This window comes from Aeromonas sp. Y289-2, assembly GCF_027705925.1.
Classification (GTDB): domain Bacteria; phylum Pseudomonadota; class Gammaproteobacteria; order Enterobacterales; family Aeromonadaceae; genus Aeromonas; species Aeromonas veronii.
In genome coordinates this window covers 1-16,743 of sequence record NZ_JAPDCH010000019.1, presented here as the reverse complement: position 1 = coordinate 16,743, position 16,743 = coordinate 1, and the positions used below count along the sequence as shown (strand labels likewise).

General features: G+C 60.6%; 13 protein-coding genes. 9 read left to right on the top strand and 4 right to left on the bottom strand.

Annotated elements, in window-relative coordinates; all coding sequences use genetic code 11:
- The first annotated feature begins 69 nt into the window (after nucleotides 1-69).
- From OKC43_RS19735 to OKC43_RS19705, 7 genes are all read left to right on the top strand, one after another.
- Nucleotides 70-2,037 carry an ATP-binding protein gene (locus OKC43_RS19735; RefSeq protein WP_236272352.1) on the top strand — a complete coding sequence of 656 codons (1,968 nt, stop codon included), beginning with the start codon at nucleotides 70-72 and terminating at the stop codon, nucleotides 2,035-2,037.
- Between the two features lie 76 nt (nucleotides 2,038-2,113).
- Nucleotides 2,114-3,463: a glutathione-disulfide reductase gene (gene gorA, locus OKC43_RS19730; protein WP_236272351.1), complete on the top strand. Its 1,350-nt coding sequence runs from the start codon at nucleotides 2,114-2,116 to the stop codon at nucleotides 3,461-3,463.
- A gap of 561 nt (nucleotides 3,464-4,024) precedes the next feature.
- Nucleotides 4,025-5,719 carry a potassium-transporting ATPase subunit KdpA gene (kdpA, locus tag OKC43_RS19725; protein WP_236272350.1) on the top strand — a complete coding sequence of 565 codons (1,695 nt, stop codon included), beginning with the start codon at nucleotides 4,025-4,027 and terminating at the stop codon, nucleotides 5,717-5,719.
- 67 nt (nucleotides 5,720-5,786) lie between these two features.
- Nucleotides 5,787-7,844 carry a potassium-transporting ATPase subunit KdpB gene (gene kdpB / locus OKC43_RS19720; protein ID WP_236272349.1) on the top strand — a complete coding sequence of 686 codons (2,058 nt, stop codon included), beginning with the start codon at nucleotides 5,787-5,789 and terminating at the stop codon, nucleotides 7,842-7,844.
- Nucleotides 7,845-7,906: 62 nt separating this feature from the next.
- The gene (locus OKC43_RS19715; protein ID WP_236272348.1) at nucleotides 7,907-8,422 is read left to right on the top strand and encodes a potassium-transporting ATPase subunit C; all 516 of its coding nucleotides are present in this window, start codon (nucleotides 7,907-7,909) and stop codon (nucleotides 8,420-8,422) included.
- A 138-nt stretch (nucleotides 8,423-8,560) separates the two neighbouring features.
- The gene (locus OKC43_RS19710; protein ID WP_043820734.1) at nucleotides 8,561-11,149 is read left to right on the top strand and encodes a sensor histidine kinase; all 2,589 of its coding nucleotides are present in this window, start codon (nucleotides 8,561-8,563) and stop codon (nucleotides 11,147-11,149) included.
- A gap of 58 nt (nucleotides 11,150-11,207) precedes the next feature.
- The gene (locus OKC43_RS19705) at nucleotides 11,208-11,891 is read left to right on the top strand and encodes a response regulator (protein ID WP_005355774.1); all 684 of its coding nucleotides are present in this window, start codon (nucleotides 11,208-11,210) and stop codon (nucleotides 11,889-11,891) included.
- Between the two features lie 4 nt (nucleotides 11,892-11,895).
- On the opposite strand, the gene OKC43_RS19700 is transcribed toward OKC43_RS19705, so the two are convergent.
- Nucleotides 11,896-13,023, bottom strand: a complete 1,128-nt coding sequence (locus OKC43_RS19700) for a multidrug effflux MFS transporter (RefSeq protein WP_139429238.1) — start codon at nucleotides 13,021-13,023, stop codon at nucleotides 11,896-11,898.
- Between the two features lie 92 nt (nucleotides 13,024-13,115).
- Here OKC43_RS19700 and OKC43_RS19695 point away from each other — a divergent pair, with 92 nt between their 5' ends.
- Complete coding sequence (locus tag OKC43_RS19695; RefSeq protein WP_236272347.1) at nucleotides 13,116-13,940, top strand: AraC family transcriptional regulator; 825 nt, start codon at nucleotides 13,116-13,118, stop codon at nucleotides 13,938-13,940.
- On the opposite strand, the gene OKC43_RS19690 is transcribed toward OKC43_RS19695, so the two are convergent.
- The gene (locus OKC43_RS19690) at nucleotides 13,870-14,103 is read right to left on the bottom strand and encodes a hypothetical protein (RefSeq protein ID WP_005342304.1); all 234 of its coding nucleotides are present in this window, start codon (nucleotides 14,101-14,103) and stop codon (nucleotides 13,870-13,872) included. The two genes, OKC43_RS19695 and OKC43_RS19690, sit on opposite strands and share 71 nt — an antisense overlap.
- Before the next feature lie 293 nt (nucleotides 14,104-14,396).
- On the opposite strand from OKC43_RS19690, the gene OKC43_RS19685 reads away from it, so the two are divergent.
- A complete protein-coding gene (locus OKC43_RS19685; protein ID WP_236272346.1) occupies nucleotides 14,397-15,647 on the top strand; it encodes a valine--pyruvate transaminase in 1,251 nt (416 codons plus the stop codon).
- Between the two features lie 72 nt (nucleotides 15,648-15,719).
- On the opposite strand, the gene OKC43_RS19680 is transcribed toward OKC43_RS19685, so the two are convergent.
- Together OKC43_RS19680 and OKC43_RS19675 are read right to left on the bottom strand one after the other, a co-directional pair.
- The gene (locus tag OKC43_RS19680) at nucleotides 15,720-16,160 is read right to left on the bottom strand and encodes an Hsp20 family protein (RefSeq protein WP_236272345.1); all 441 of its coding nucleotides are present in this window, start codon (nucleotides 16,158-16,160) and stop codon (nucleotides 15,720-15,722) included.
- A gap of 92 nt (nucleotides 16,161-16,252) precedes the next feature.
- Nucleotides 16,253-16,666, bottom strand: a complete 414-nt coding sequence (locus OKC43_RS19675) for an Hsp20 family protein (protein WP_236272344.1) — start codon at nucleotides 16,664-16,666, stop codon at nucleotides 16,253-16,255.
- Nucleotides 16,667-16,743 lie beyond the last annotated feature (77 nt).

Below are 16,743 nucleotides of genomic sequence, written 5' to 3'. Positions count from 1 at the left end.
CAGGAAAGACGACATAAGTGCATGAAGCAGTTAAACTAAAAAACACCACATCCAGACCGCAAGGACGCCATGTCAGGACTCTTCACCAAGACCGCCAGGGCCGTAGGCCGCAACGGACTCTCATATCGCCTGCTCTCCTACATTCTGGTCTGCAGTACCGTATTGGCGATGATCATTACGGCGCTGCAACTCGCGTGGGATTACCGCAAGGATGTCGCCGTCATAGAAGACAGCATCGGCCAGATCGAGGCCTCGTTCCTGCAACCCATCGCAGCCAGCTTGTGGAACCTGGATGAAGAGCAGGTCAAAGTGCAAATTGAAGGGATCATGAACCTGCCCAACATGCAGTTCGTGATGGTCAAGGAGATGCTCGGCAACTCCGAAGTCCCGCTGCTGACCCAGGGGGTCGAGCGGGAAAGCTATGATATCTCCCGAGAATTCAACCTCACCTATCAGGGGGAGATTGTCGGCAAGCTGTTCGTTGCCGCCTCTCTCGAGCAGATCTACCAGCGCCTCATCGAAAAATCGGTGCTGATCATGGTCAGCCAGACCATCAAGACCCTGGTAGTCTCATTTTGCATCCTGATCATCATTTACTATCTGGTGGTCAGGCACATCAACCGCATCGCCAACTACGCCCAGAAGTTCAACCTCGATCGGCTCGACATGGCGCTGGAGCTGGAAGGCCGCCCGCAGCCGCGCAAGAAACCCGACGAACTGGATACCCTGGTCTCCACCCTCAACCAGATGCGCACCCGGCTACGTGATGAGCTGGTCGCTCGTCATCAGGCGGTGGAACAGCTGCAACAGGAGCGGGATTTCTCCGCCACCCTGATCAACTCCGCCAACATGGTCATCTGCTGCATGGAACCAGACTTGACCATCGCCAGCATCAACCCGGCAGCCATACTGCTGACCGGCTACCACCAGCAAGAATTGTTGCAGCACAACTGGCTGGATCTTTTTGTCAGCCCGGCGCAACGGGAAGAGCTGAACGATATTCTGGCGGCGGAGGGTTCACTGTCAGACAAAGAGGTCATCATGCATGACCAGCAGGCTCATGAGCTGGTACTGCAGTGGACCTTCGTACCCTTCTACGATGGTCCCAACCTCAAGTACCAGATCGGCTTCGGCTACGACATCACCCAGTTGAAAAAGGTCGAGCGGGAGATAATCCAGCTCAACGAGCAGCTGGAAGGCAAGGTGGTGGAGCGTACCCGCAGCCTGAGCGAAGCCAACAACCAGCTCGGCAAGGCGTACGACGACCTGAAACAGGCCCAGCAAACCCTGGTGGAGTCGGAGAAGATGGCCTCCCTCGGCTCGCTGGTAGCCGGGGTGGCACACGAGATCAATACCCCCATAGGCATCAGTGTGACCGCCTCCTCCTACCTGCAGGAACGGGTTGCCGATTTCAAATCTCATATAGAGTCAAAACAGCTGTCGCGCTCCTATCTCAACGAGTTCACCGTCAACCTCGACGAGTCGATGCAGCTGCTGCAGAGCAACCTGCGGCGCGCCTCGGAGCTGATTGCCAGCTTCAAGCAGGTGGCGGTCGACCAGTCATCGGAAGCGCGCTACAACTTCAGTCTCGCCGACAACCTGCATCAGGTGGTGGTCTCGCTTGGCCACAAACTGAAGAAGAGCCAGTGCGAAGTGGATATCCAGTGCGATCCCAAGCTGTCAATCTTCTCCTTCCCGGGCAGCTTTACCCAGATCTACTCGAACCTGATCCTCAACTCCATCAACCACGGGTTCGACAGCTGGGACAAACCGAAGAAGATCACCATCAAGGTGGAACAGCAGGGAGAGGAGCTGTTTATCGACTATTCGGACAACGGCCGCGGCATCCCGCCAGAAATCTTGCCGCGCATCTTCGATCCCTTCGTCACCTCCAAGCGGGGTCAGGGTGGCAGCGGTCTGGGCACTCACATCATCTACAACCTGGTGGTGCAACTGCTGAAAGGCCGTATCAGCTGTGCCAGCGAACCGGGCCAGGGCGCCCAGTTCCATATTCGCCTGCCGATCCAACATAACTGAGCGCTGGCTCTTGTGAGCCAGCCGCTTTATCCCCATCATGCTGTGATTGCATTCTTAATGAGCGGAGAACCTCGCAATGGCACAGCATTTTGACTATATCGCCATCGGCGGCGGCAGCGGCGGCATCGCCTCGGCCAACCGGGCTGCCATGTACGGTAAGAAAGTTGCCCTGATTGAAGCCAAAGAGTTGGGTGGAACCTGCGTCAACGTAGGCTGCGTACCGAAGAAGGCCATGTGGTATGCCGGCCAGATCGCCGATGCCCTGAAATATGGCGCCGACTATGGCTTTGACACCACTCTAAACCACTTCAACTGGGCCAAGCTGGTCGAGTCCCGCCAGGCCTACATCGGCCGCATCCACCAGTCCTATCAGAACGTGCTGGGCAAGAACCAGATCACCGTCATCAAGGGCTTCGCCCGCTTCGTCAGCAGTAACACCATCGAGGTTAATGGCGAGCACTACACGGCCGATCACATCCTGATCGCCACCGGTGGCCGCCCGGAAATTCCGGCGATCCCGGGTGCCGAGCTGGGTATCGACTCCGACGGTTTCTTTGACCTGCAAAGCCAACCCAAGCGGGTTGCCGTAGTGGGTGCGGGCTACATCGCAGTCGAGATCGCTGGCGTGATGCAGGCGCTCGGCTCCGAGACCCATCTGGTGGTGCGCAAGCACGCGCCGCTGCGCAACTTCGACCCCATGATCCACGAGACATTGGTCGAAATCATGGCGCAGGAAGGGCCCAAGCTGCACACCCACGCCATTCCCAAAGCCGTGCTCAAAAACGCTGACAACAGCCTGACCCTGCAACTGGAAGATGGTCGCCACCTCACCGTTGACTGCCTGATCTGGGCCATCGGCCGGATACCGGCTACCGACAACCTCAATCTGGCCGCCGCAGGCATCGCGCTGGACGAGAAGGGCTTTATCCCGACCGACAAGTTCCAGAACACTTCCGTCGCCAACATCTATGCGGTGGGTGACAACACGGGTCGCATCCAGCTCACCCCGGTGGCCGTCGCTGCGGGCCGTCGCCTCTCCGAACGGCTGTTCAACAACAAGCCGAACGAGCACCTCAACTACGATCTGGTGCCGACCGTGGTGTTCAGCCACCCGCCCATCGGCACCATAGGCCTGACCGAACCTGAAGCCATCGCCGAATACGGCGAGGACCAGGTGAAGGTCTACCGCAGCCAGTTTACCGCCATGTACTCGGCACTGACCCAGCATCGCCAGCCCACCCGGATGAAGCTGGTCTGTGTCGGCCCGGAAGAGAAGGTGGTCGGTCTGCATGGTATCGGCTTTGCGATGGACGAGATCCTGCAAGGCTTCGGCGTCGCCATGAAGATGGGCGCCACCAAGGCAGATTTCGACAACTGCGTGGCTATCCATCCGACCAGTGCTGAAGAGTTCGTGACAATGCGATAGGTACGTTTGAAGTTGGCCTGTCATTATCAGGCCAACTTCAACAAATGCGTTCCTACGCCTCATCCCACCAGCGCGGAAGAGTTCGTCACTATGCGTTAAGGGCAGATGAAGTTGGCCTGTCACGAGCAGCCTGCTTCTACAGCCATCTAACCCCTTCCCCCAAACCCGGCTCAGGCCGGGTTTTTGATCCCTCCTCGCCATTTCTCTCGTAAATCCGTCGTTCTTTACGCCGATTTTACGCCTGCCACATGGCGCTTTATGGCGCCTTTACGCCTGTTTTACATACCCTTTTCAGCGTCAATGACACCAACAGAGTCGATATGGTCTTACATCGGCTCTCGCAGCTAATTATCTCAATGGAGTCGATATGAATTGGCTATATCTGCTGCTCGTCCTCGCCTTGATGGCCTATCTGCTGCGCGCACTCACGCGCAGTCACGAGTGAGGGACTACCTATATGCAGCAAGAAATTATCTACCCGGTGGCCAGCAAACTGCCGAGCCTCGTGAGCAATCCAATGCGTGCCCTGACGCACCGTGACCACGAGTGAGGAACTAGAACATGTGGCAAGAAATAATCTATCCGGTGGCCTTCGTGCTGCTGGTTCTGCTGCCGGCACCGCTGCTGGGCAACTACATCTACCGGGTATTTGAAGGCAAAATCCGCTGGTTGGCACCGGTCGAGCGCGCCACGCTGGCTTGCTGTGGCACCGATGGACGGGAGCAGGACTGGAAGTCCTACGCCCTCAGCCTGCTGGCCTTCAACGGCGCCGGTTTCGGTCTGCTGTTCCTGATCCTGATGGCGCAGGGGTTGCTGCCCCTCAACCCGCAACAACTGCCGGGTCTGAGCTGGCAACTCGCCTTCAACACCGCAGTCAGCTTTATGACCAACACCAACTGGCAAGCCTATTCCGGTGAGGCCAGCCTCTCCTACTTCAGCCAGATGGTTGGGCTGACCACCCAGAACTTCGTCTCCGCAGGGACGGGCGCCGCCGTCGCCATTGCCCTGTTCCGCGGTATCGCTCGTCAGCAGACCATCAACCTTGGCAACTTCTGGCAGGATCTGGTGCGTTTCTGCCTCTATGTGCTGCTGCCCATCGCGCTGATCATAGCGCTGGTGCTGGTATGGCAAGGGGTGCCGCAAAGCCTGTCAGCCTATCTGCCGTTCCACGGTGTGGAAGGTCAGGAGCAGCTGCTGCCCCTCGGCCCGGCGGCCTCGCAGATCGCCATCAAGCAGCTGGGCTCCAACGGCGGCGGCTTCTTCGGCATCAACTCGGCACATCCGTTCGAGAACCCGACAGCCCTCTCCAACTGGCTGGAGATGGTCGCCCTGCTCACCATCGCTGCCGCCATGGTCTTTACTCTGGGCCGCTATGTGAAGGACATGGCCCACAGCCGCGCCATTCTCGGTGCCATGACCCTCATGCTGGTGCTGGGGCTCTTCGTCTCCCTCTCCCAGGAGCTGAAACCGGATCACGCCCTCGCCCAGTTCACCACTGACGCCAGCAACATGACTGGCAACTGGGAAGGCAAGGAGAGCCGCTTCGGCCCTGTGCTCTCCAGCATCTGGGAAGTGGCGACTACTGCCGCCTCCAACGGTGCCGTCAACGCCATGCACGACAGCTTTACTCCGCTCGGCGGCATGGTGGGCATGATCAACATGCTGCTGGGTGAGGTCATCTTCGGCGGGGTCGGCTCCGGTATCTACGGCATGATGCTGTTCGTGTTGCTGACCGTGTTCCTGTGCGGCCTGATGGTGGGACGTACCCCGACCTATCTGGGCAAACGCCTCGGCATCACCGAGATGAAGTGGGTGGTTGCCAGCATGCTGGTCATGCCGGTGGGGGTTTTGGTGATCGGCGGTGTCACCCTGCTGATGCCGGATGCCAGCACCATCATCGGCCATGATGGCCCGCACGGTCTGTCACGCCTCATCTATGCCTACGCCTCGGCTGCCGGCAACAACGGCTCCGCCTTCGCCGGTTTTGCCGCCGGTGACAACTGGCAGTGCATCGCCATCGGTCTGGCCATGCTGCTCGGTCGCTTCGGCTACATCATTCCGGTACTGGCCATCGCCGGTCAGCTGGCCCGCGCGCCCCGTCAGGAGACGAGCGAAGGGGACTTCCCCATCAGCGGCCCGCTGTTCGTTACCCTGCTGATCATCACCGTCCTTCTGATAGGTGGCCTTTCCTTCCTGCCGGTGCTGGCACTGGGTCCGGTGGCCGAACATCTGAGCCTGATCGGAGGGGCACTCTGATGAACCTGACCCTGTCGATCACCATCCGGATGCCAATGGCCAACTATCTAATGCTGGGAGCTTTCCAATGAGCAAGTCCACTGCAATGAGCACCGACACCATTAAGGTGCAGGGCAAAAAACAGAAATCACAGATCATCCAGGCAATGGTTGAGGCCCTCTATCGCTTCAATCCCAAGGCGCTGTTTGGCAGCCCCATCCTGTTCACCCTCTGGCTGGCCGCAGTCATGGCGACCGTGGAGTCCCTGCTGGGGCAGCCCTTCTCGGGGGTTGCCCCCTCGCTGGCCTGGCAGCTGACCGCCTGGCTCTGGCTGACTCTCTGGTTTGCCAACTTCGCGGAAACCCTGGCCGAGGGGCGCGGCAAGGCCCGCGCCGACAGCCTGAAGGCGGGCATGAGCCAGCTCAAGGCCCGTCGGGTGGCGAATGCTAAAGATGGTCAGGGCGAGTGGGTACCCGCCACCAGCCTGATGAAGGGGGACCTGGTGCTGGTACGTAGCGGCGAGATGATCCCGGCCGACGGCGAAGTGGTCGCCGGTATCGCCTCGGTCAACGAAGCCGCCATCACCGGCGAATCCGCCCCCGTCATTCGCGAGTCGGGCACCGACCGCAGCGGTGTAACCGGCAACACGACGGTCGTCTCCGACGAGATCTGGGTGCGCGTCAGCAACAATCCGGGCGAGAGCACACTGGATCGGATGATTGCACTGGTGGAAGGGGCCAAACGCCAGAAGACCCCCAACGAGATGGCGCTGGACGCCCTGCTGGTGGGGCTGACCCTAATCTTCCTGCTGGTGGTGGCTACCCTGCCCTGGTTCCTCGACTACAACGGCACCCAGGTCCCGCGTCTCTACCTGATCGCTCTCTTTATCACTCTGATCCCGACCACCATCGGCGGCCTGCTCTCCGCCATCGGTATTGCCGGTATGGATCGATTGGTGAAGCTGAACGTCATCGCCAAGTCTGGCCGTGCCGTCGAAGCGGCCGGTGATGTGCGCACCCTGCTGCTGGACAAGACCGGCACCATCACCTTCGGCAACCGGATGGCCGACGAGTTGATCCCGGCGCCGGGCGTCGACCCCGCCCTGCTGGCACAAGCGGCCATGCTGGCCTCGCTGGGTGACAACACCCCAGAGGGCAAATCCATCCTGACTCTGGCCAGCAAGAGCATGGCCAAGCCGAGCCAGCTGGAGAGCGACAAGGTGATCCCCTTCAGCGCCGAGACCCGGCTGAGCGGGCTGGATCGCAACGGTCATCAATATCGCAAGGGTGCGGTGGATGCCGTGTTGAACTACCTCAGCCTCGACCGCAAGGCGGTACCTGAGCTGGTGCTCAAGTCAGTCGACAGCATCGCCCGTCAGGGTGGGACTCCGCTGCTGGTCTGCACTCAGGAGAAACTGCTGGGGGTGGTCTACCTCAAGGACATCATCAAGCCCGGCATCAAAGCTCGCTTCCAGATCCTGCGCCACATGGGGATCCGCACCGTGATGATCACCGGCGACAACCCGAAAACCGCCGCCGCCATCGCCGCCGAAGCCGGGGTGGATGACTTCATCGCCGAAGCAACGCCGGAGAAGAAGCTCGCCTATATCAGGCAGGAGCAGGCCGATGGTCGTCTGGTCGCCATGTGCGGTGACGGCGCCAACGATGCGCCCGCACTGGCGCAGGCTGACGTGGGTCTGGCCATGAACGAGGGTACCCAGGCCGCCAAGGAGGCGGGCAATCTGGTGGATCTCGACTCCAACCCCACCAAGCTGCTGGACGTGGTGCTGGTCGGCAAACAGCTGCTGGTGACCCGTGGCGCCCTGACCACCTTCTCCATCGCCAACGACGTGGCCAAGTACTTTGCCATCCTGCCAGCCCTGTTCTTCGCCTCCTACCCGCAACTGGGGGCACTGAACCTGATGCAGCTGGGCAGCCCGCAGAGCGCCATCCTGTCGGCCATCATCTTCAACGCCCTGATCATTGTGGCGCTGGTGCCGCTGGCGCTGCGTGGCGTCGACCTGAAAGGGTCGGCCGCCAGCCTGCTGCGCCGCAACCTGCTGATCTACGGTGTCGGTGGCCTGCTGGTGCCTTTTATCGGCATCAAGCTGATCGATCTGGTCATCACCGGCCTCGGTCTGGTGTAACGGCATAACCGGGATGCGGGTCAGACCCGCATCCCCAGCCATCCATTTGGAGCAAGAGAATCATGATAGCAATCAGAACCCTGTTGACCCTGACCCTGCTGCTGGGAGTGGGTTATCCGCTGGTGGTGACCGGGCTGGCCCAACTGCTGTTCCCCTGGCAGGCCAACGGCAGCCAGCTGACCGACAGCAAGCAGCAACTCATCGGCAGCGCCCTGCTGGGGCAGAAATTCGCGCGGGCTGACTACTTCCATCCCCGCCCCTCCGCCAGCGATTTCAACACCATAGGCGGCAGCGCCAGCAATCTGGGGATGAGTTCGCCACTGCGGGCAGAGTTTGCCGAACAGGCAGCCAAGGCACAGCCGGGAACCCGCTCCCCCGCCATGCTGACCCGCTCCGCCTCCGGCCTCGATCCCCACCTGCCGCTGGATGCGGTGCTGGCTCAGGTCGACCGCGTCGCCAAAGAACGTGGACTGGATCCCGCCCAACTGACGGAGCAGGTCAAGTCGGCCACACAAGCTGGTATCCTTGGCCCGCAGGTGGTCAACATTCTCCAGCTGAATCTGCAACTGGATCATTAAAAGGGCTCCTTATGGCACCCATTCCGGTTTGGTGATGACCTCGATTTTCGAAACGGGCGGTTGGCTCAATAGGGATAACAATGGCTGATGTAGCAAGCGCCGACGCCCTGCTGGCGAGTCTGATGCAGGAGCATGAGGATGCGTGATGAGGTAAGGGCCGACGCCCTGCTGGCGAGCCTGGAACAGGAGCACAAGGGCAAGCTGAAGGTGTTTCTCGGGGCCGCTCCCGGCGTCGGCAAGACCTACGCCATGTTGCAGGCGGTGCGGGAACAGGCCAAAGAGGGGGTCGACATCCTGATCGGCGTGGTGGAGACCCACGGCCGTCAGGAGACCCTGGCTCTGCTCGATAAGCTCGCCATCATGCCGCGCAAGATCCACATGCACCGCCAGCAGCGACTGGAGGAGATGGATCTCGACGGCCTGCTCGCCCGCAAACCGGCCATCGCCGTGGTGGATGAGCTGGCCCACAGCAACGCCCCCGGCAGCCGCCACGAGAAGCGCTGGCAGGATGTGGAGGAGCTGCTCAACGCCGGGATCGACGTCTACACCACCCTCAACGTGCAGCATCTGGAGAGTCTCAACGATCTGGTGTGGCAGCTGACCGGGGTCAGGGTGAAAGAGACTCTGCCAGATCAGGTGCTGCTGGAAGCCGACAGTCTGGTGCTGATCGACCTGCCCCCCAAGGAGCTGCTCGGCCGCCTCAAGGAGGGCAAGGTCTATGTGCCCCATCAGGCCAAGGCTGCGCTGCAATCTTTCTTCTCCCTCAACAACCTCACCGCATTGCGGGAGCTGGCGATGCAGACCGCCGCCAGCCATGTGGAGGGCGATTTGCAACTGCAGTGGCAGGCTGCGGGCAAGAGTACCTTGCCGCTGCGGGGCAAGCTGATGGTTTGCCTCGGCGACCTGCACGGCTCGGCGCTGGTGCGCTACGGCCACCGCTTCGCCCAGCGCCGTCAGCTCCCGTGGCTGGTGGTGCATGTCGACAGCAATGGCCGCCGCTCGGCCGATGTGGAGCAGGCGCTGGCGCTCGCCTCCCACCTCGGCGCCAAGGTGCTGACGCTATCCAGCCCGGCGGTCGCCAACACCCTGCTGGAGACCGCCGAACAGCAACAGGTCTCCCAGCTTCTGCTCGGCAAACCTCACAAGGCGCCATGGCGCCGCTCGCTGGTGCAGCACCTGCTCAAGCAGGCGCAGGGGCTCGAAATCACGCTGGTCGATACCGAGAAGCAGAAGCCCGAAGTGGGGATGCGCGTCCCGACCCCGAAGGATATACACCACAGCATGCTGGCAGTGGTGATCATGGGGATCACCTCGGCCGCCGCCTGGGGGCTCTCCTACTGGCTGCCCCCCGCAGCGTTACCGCTCATCTTCGTGCTGGGGGTGCTGGCGACGGCCCTCACCACCAGTCTGGTGCCCGCCACACTGGCGGCGGTGCTGGGCTTTATCGCCCACAATCTGCTCTTCACTGCCCCCTACTTCTCCCTGAGCGTCGCCAACCACAGCGACCTGCTCACCCTGTTTGTGCTGCTTATCGTCGGCATGACGGCGGGGCGCCTCGCCTCCCGTCAGCGGCAACAGCTGATCGGTCTGCGCGAGACCCAGCAGTTGGGCAATGCTCTGCTCTCCCTCAGTCAGGGGCTGGCCACCGCCAGCAGCCCGGAGGAGGTGCTCAGACAAGGTGCCCAGGCCATTTCACTGGCGCTCGGCCAGCCGACCGTGGTGATCGACAAGGAGTTCAACGACAGGCTCGGCAACGAGAAGCACAGGCCCGGCCAGACCGACAAGGCGGCCATCGACTGGTGTCTGGCCCAGAAGCAGAGCGCCGGGGCCCACACCGCCACCCTCAATGCCGCCGAGGCACAGTATCACCACCTCAGCGATGACCTGGTGATCGGCATAACGCTGGCCAATCCGCTCTCTTCCTCTGCCGAGCATCAGCTGCAGGCGCTGCTCACCGACATTCGCGCCGCGCTGGCGCGGATAGACCTCAACGAGCGGCTGGCCGACAGCCAGTTGCAGGCGGAGACCGACCGGATGCGGGCCGCCCTGCTCTCCTCGGTCTCCCACGACTTGAAGACGCCGCTGGCCACCATCATGGGTGCCGGCAGCACCCTGCTGGAATATGGTGACCGGATCCCCGCCGAAGACCGCGACGAACTGCTCCACTCGGTGCAGGAGGAGGCGCGCCGCCTGCACAGCTATGTGCAGAATCTGCTGGATATGACCCGCATCGGCTCCCCCGATTTCCAACTGAAACGGGACTGGGTCGATCTGGCTGATCTGGTGGAGAGCGCCCGCAAGCGGCTCGACTCCTCCTGGCGCCAGCACAAGCTGCTGGTCCATTTCGATCAGCATGTGCCCCAGCTCTATGTCCATGGCGCCCTGATCGAGCAGGTGCTGGTCAACATCCTCGACAACGCCTCCCGCTACTCGCCGGCAGGCACCCCTATCGAGTTCAAGGTGATGGTGGCCGAACCCGACCTCATCATCGACATCATCGATATCGGGGTCGGTATCGCCGAGTCGGATCGGGAGAAGATCTTCAACCTCTTCTACACCCAGCCAGTTGGCGATTGCGGCAGCCGTGGCACCGGGCTTGGCCTCGCCATTTCCCGCGCTATGATAGAGGCCCACGGCGGCAAGATTTGGGCCTTCTCCGGCCCCAATGGCAACGGCACCTGCATGCGCATCTCCCTGCCGCTCGCTCTCAATTCACCGGAGGTCTGATGGCTGACCGCCAGCTTGGGTCAATCAGCCCCTCCCACCATTCGCCTCTGGAGGTTCGATGGCACACATTCTGGTCATAGATGATGAAGCGGCGATCCGTCGCTTTCTGCGGATCAGCCTGATTGCCGAGGGGCATCAGGTGAGTGAGGCGGTGGGGGTCAATGAAGGGCTGGAGCAGTATCGCCACCTCAACCCCGATCTGGTGATCCTCGATCTCGGCCTGCCTGACGGCGATGGCATTCAGGTGTTGCAGGCCATTCGCGAACACCACCCCAATCCGGTGCTGGTGCTGTCGGCCCGTGATTCGGAGCAGGAGAAGGTGCGGCTGCTGGATGCCGGCGCCAACGACTACATGAGCAAGCCGTTCGGCATCGGCGAGATGATGGCCCGCATCCGTGTGCTCTTGCGCCAGCGGGCTGGCGTCAGCAGCGGCGAGCGGCGCCACTTCCCCCAATGCGGCCTGACGCTGGATATCAGCAGCCACAAGGTGACCATGAAAGAGGAGGAAATCCCTCTCTCCCGCAAGGAGTTCGCCCTGCTGCAGGCGCTGGTGTGCCACCCCGGCAAGCTGGTGATGCAGACCCAGCTGCTCAATGACATCTGGGGGCCGAGCCACAAGGAGGACACCCACTACCTGCGCATCGTCATCGCCAGTCTGCGCAAAAAGCTGGGGGATAACCCCCAGCAACCGACGCTTATCGAGACCGAATCAGGTATCGGCTACCGCTTTATCGGCAACTGATGTTTCACGTGGAACGACGCCCACTGCAAATCAGCGCCAATAGACCGCAGCCACTCAGCAACAGGCCGAGATCCTGCAATCCGGCCGCCACCGCCAACCCCAGACTAAGCAGCAGGTAGTAGCCAAGCCCGAACAGGGCGCCAGCACTGCCTGCCACCTCGCGATAGGCCAGCAGCGCCTGACTCAGCACATTGGGAATAGCCAGCCCGAAAGCGACGACGACACCCATCATGGGCAACAGGAACCAGAGGCTGGCCTGACTCGCCCATACCAGCAGCCCGGCAACCAGCGCCAGAGCGCAAGCCAGTCTGATCAGAGAGGATGGCAACCACCCCCTCCCCAGCAGATGCTTGTTGAGCAGGCTGCCAACCAGGGTCGCCAGCGCCAGCAAGATCCCCGAATAACCAAACTCGCCGGTGCTCAATTCCAATCCTGCAAAGAGGAACGGCGCCAGACTGTAGTAACCAAACAGCATGGTGTTGAACAGGGCGACCAGCATGGCACTGCGCCAGAGCCCGCCATCCTTCATCATCCGGCACGCCAGCGGCCAGAGTGCGACTCGCTGGGTAGTAACCGGGCGGGTTTCCGGCAGTTGCCAACAGGTAACCAGCAGCAAGCCTACCGCCAGGACCAACAGACCGCTGAACACTCCGAGATAGCCGAACCCGCTCGCCAGCTGACCGCCACTGAGCAACCCCAGCACCGGGCTGAGGGAGAGCGCAATGCCCATCACCGAGAAGACCCGCGCCAGATCGCTGCCCTGATAGCTGTCACGCAGCATGGTCTGGGTCACCACGGAACCCACGGCTGCACCAAAGGCCGAGATGACCCGGGCCAGCAGCAGGGTTTCAAACTGGTTGGCCAGCAGCGCCAGCAGGGTGCCCGCACCGTAAGTCAGCAGACCGGCCAGCATGGCGGGGCGCCGTCCGATCAGATCGCAGAGCCGACCCCAGCAGACCACGCCCACCGCAAACGCCAGAAAATAGACCGACATGGTCTGGGATGCCTGCCCTTCGCTCACCTGAAACTGGCTGGCGATGTGGGTCAGGACCGGGCTGTAGATGGTCTCCACAATTTGGGGAAACATCATCAACCCCACCACCAGCCAGAGCGGTGGCAACTTGTTGTTCATGACAAACCTCCTTCACAAGAGGTCGCCATTCTAGAGAGATGCCGATTGTCTGATTACAATAAGCAGGACTATAAACATCAAAAATCGGACATATGGCCTTTATTCTTCCCGATCACCCTTTTGACCCCGACCAGCTGACGGGCAGCGTGATCGGCATCGCCTCCGCCCTCGGTTGGCACGACTCGGGCCTGCATCAACATCAGCGCCATCAGCTGTTGTTCGCCCAATCCGGCTGCATGACCATGGAGCTGGAAGGTCGAGTCTGCCTGCTGCCGCCCACCCGCGCCGCCTGGCTGCCAGCGGGCACTGCCCACCGGGTACTGATGCGCGGTGTGGTAGCCTACCGCTCACTCTACTTCCAGCCGCACCCCGAGTTGCCCGGCACGGTGGAGGTGCTGGCTGTCAATCCGCTGCTGCACGAACTGATCGAGCGGATGGCGCTCTGGCCGTGGGACAAACCGCAAGAGCAGCAACAACGGACGGTGGCACTGTTTATGGAGGAGTTGGAGCGGGCACCGCGGGAGTCGTGGCAGTTGCCGCTGCCGACGGATCCCAGACTGGGCGACTGGCTACAGCAGTTGAAGCGGGAGGATGTCCTGCCCGATCGGCTCAACCGGCTGGCCGAACGGGTGGGTGCCAGTGACAAGACCATTAACCGCATCTTCATGCGGGAGACCGGCATGAGCTATCAGGCGTGGCGTCAGCAGTGGCGGCTGTTGCGCGCAATGGAGCTGCTGGCAGAAAGCGAGCCCATCAGCCGGATTGCTGCTGCGCTGGAGTTCTCCAGCGACAGTGCCTTCATCAGCTTCTTCAAACAACATACGGGACAGACCCCCCTGCGCTACCTCAACTCTCGGGGTGAGTCGCCACAGCCTGACTCGCCTCCACCACCAGGGTATCCAGCGCCAGCGGTTTGAGGTTATGCAACGCATCTTGCACTACGGCATGGGATGCCTGTTGCAACTCGCTCTGCACATCCTGCTCCAGCTGGGCACTCTCCAGCTCGGGCCGCGGGTTTTCGTTGGCCATCACGTTCAGGCTCAGGGCACTCACAATCAGGGTAGCGATCAGGCTTTTCATCTGGTTTGCTCCGGTATGGTTGAGATGACCAGATAGCTATTCCAATAGTTGTGCCAATCCTCACGCAATTCATAACATGATGATTTTGTTTAAATTAACTATATCTCGATACCAAATTGAGTCGCAAAATGCATCCCGCTCGGTCATTTTTAAACCAACAGTTGGTGCTTTTAACCACGCTTGATTTTTGCACCATGTTCCACGTGGAACGTCCCATCTTTTTGATCGACACCCGCTTTTAAACTGAGCTATGGTGCTACATCCCCGTAACTCAAATCTGGATCTGTCACTGAATGGAATTTTCCTTGTTCGGCGAGAAGTTCACTCGCCACGCCGGTATTACCCAACTCATGGATGACCTCAATCAGGGGCTGACCAATCCGGACGCCATCATGCTGGGTGGCGGCAATCCGGCCCCCATCCCCGCCATGCTGGAACGCTTTCAGGCCGAGGCCAAGAGCCTGCTCGACAACGGCGAGCTGGTCAGAGCGATGGCCAACTACGACGGCCCGCAAGGCAAAGACAGGTTCACCAAAGCGCTGGCTGCCCTGCTCAGCAAGGAGCTGGGATGGGATATCTCGGCCCGCAATATTGCCCTGACCAACGGCAGTCAGAATGCCTTCTTCTACCTGTTCAACCTGCTGGCCGGCGAATTTGCCGATGGCCGCAAGAAGAAGGTGCTGTTCCCGCTCGCCCCCGAATACATCGGCTATGCCGACTCAGCGCTGGCCGACGACTACTTCGTGGCCTACAAGCCCACCATCGAGAAGCTGCCCGATGGCCAGTTCAAATACCACGTGGATTTCGAGAGCCTGCAGGTGGGCGACGATATCGGGGTGATCTGCGTCTCCCGCCCAACCAACCCCACCGGCAATGTGCTGACCGATGAAGAGATCGAACACCTCGATCAGATCGCCCGCGACAAGGGGATTCCGCTGCTGATCGACAACGCCTACGGCGTCCCCTTCCCAGGCATCATCTTCAGCGAAGCCAAGCCATTCTGGAACGCCAACACCATCCTCTGCATGAGCCTCTCCAAGCTCGGCCTGCCAGGCACCCGCTGCGGCATCGTCATTGCCGACGAGAAGATCATCCAGGCCATCACCAACCTGAGCGGCATCATCAATCTGGCGCCGGGCAGTCTGGGGCCCGCCATCACCATCCCGATGATCGAGAGCGGCGAGATCATCGCCCTCAGCGAACAGGTGGTGAAGCCCTTCTATCAGCAGAAGGCGGAGCTGGCGGTGCAGCTGCTGCGCGAAGCGATCCCTGACCCGCGCTTCCACATTCACAAGCCGGAAGGCGCCCTCTTCCTCTGGCTCTGGTTTGAAGGCTTGCCGATCCACTGTCAGGAGCTGTACGAGCGACTGAAGGCGAAAAACCTGCTGATCGTGCCGGGCCACTACTTCTTCCCCGGCATCGATGACCCCGAGTGGCATCACAGCCAGGAGTGCATTCGCCTCAACTACTCCCAGAGCGAGGAGCTGGTGCGTCGCGGCATCGCCATTCTGGCGGATGAGATAAACGCCCTCTACGCTGGTTAATCCAATCCAGCGATACAAAAACAGAAAGGCCTGCAGATGCAGGCCTTTGTCATTTATCGCGATCCGGTTTGCTTAGCCGGGCAGCGCCAGCTGCTCGGGTTTACCGATGGGGATGGCGCGGGGCTTGAGCGCCTCCGGCAGTTCGCGTGCCAGATCGATGGTCAGCAGACCATGCTCCAGCTTGGCCCCCTGCACTTCCACGTGCTGGCTCAGCTTGAAGGCGAGCTCGAAGTCACGCTCGGCAATCCCCTGATGGAGGAACTGACGCTCACCGGCCGCAGCCCCTTTGCGCCCCTTCACCTTGAGGGTGCCGTTTTCGGTCTCCAGCTCCAGCTCTTCGCGCTCGAAGCCAGCCACGGCGACCTTGATGCGATAGCCATCCTGATCGCGCTTTTCAATGTTGTACGGAGGGTAAGCAGCGGTCTTCTGCTCGAACAGACCTTCCAGCTCACGGGCCATCCGCTCGAAGCCGACGGCGTTGGAATAGAGATGAGAAAAATCGAGGTTACGCATAATCCTATCCTTCTAATAAGCAACAGGTTCAACTCTCCACAGGCCCGTCATCGGCACCCGGGAAATTTTAAAATTTCAGAAAATTCAGGCTATCAGCCGTTGATCTCTATCTTGCGCGGCTTCATCGCCTCGGGCACTTCACGCACCAGTTCGATGTGCAGCAAGCCATTTTTCAGGTCGGCCTCTTTCACCCGCACATAGTCGGCCAGCTGGAAGCGGCGCTCGAAACCACGCTCGGCGATCCCCTGATAGAGATAGTTGCGCTCGGTATCGGCCTGCTTGTTGCCCTTCACCGTCAGCAGATTTTCCTGGAAGCTCAGCTCCAGCTCTTCCTGAGTAAAGCCCGCCACCGCCATGCTAATGCGGTAGTCGTTGTCACCCAACTGCTCGATGTTGTAGGGGGGATAACCGGCATTGCCATTGCTGGCCGCAGATTCGATGAGATTGGCCAGACGATCGAAACCGATGGCAGAACGATAGAGCGGAGAAAAGTCGATAGAACGCATGGTAATCCCCCCGAAAAACTGAGGTGCTCATAAGTAGAATTTTCTCGTATCTTGAACGCAGGAGGTTCTACATGAAA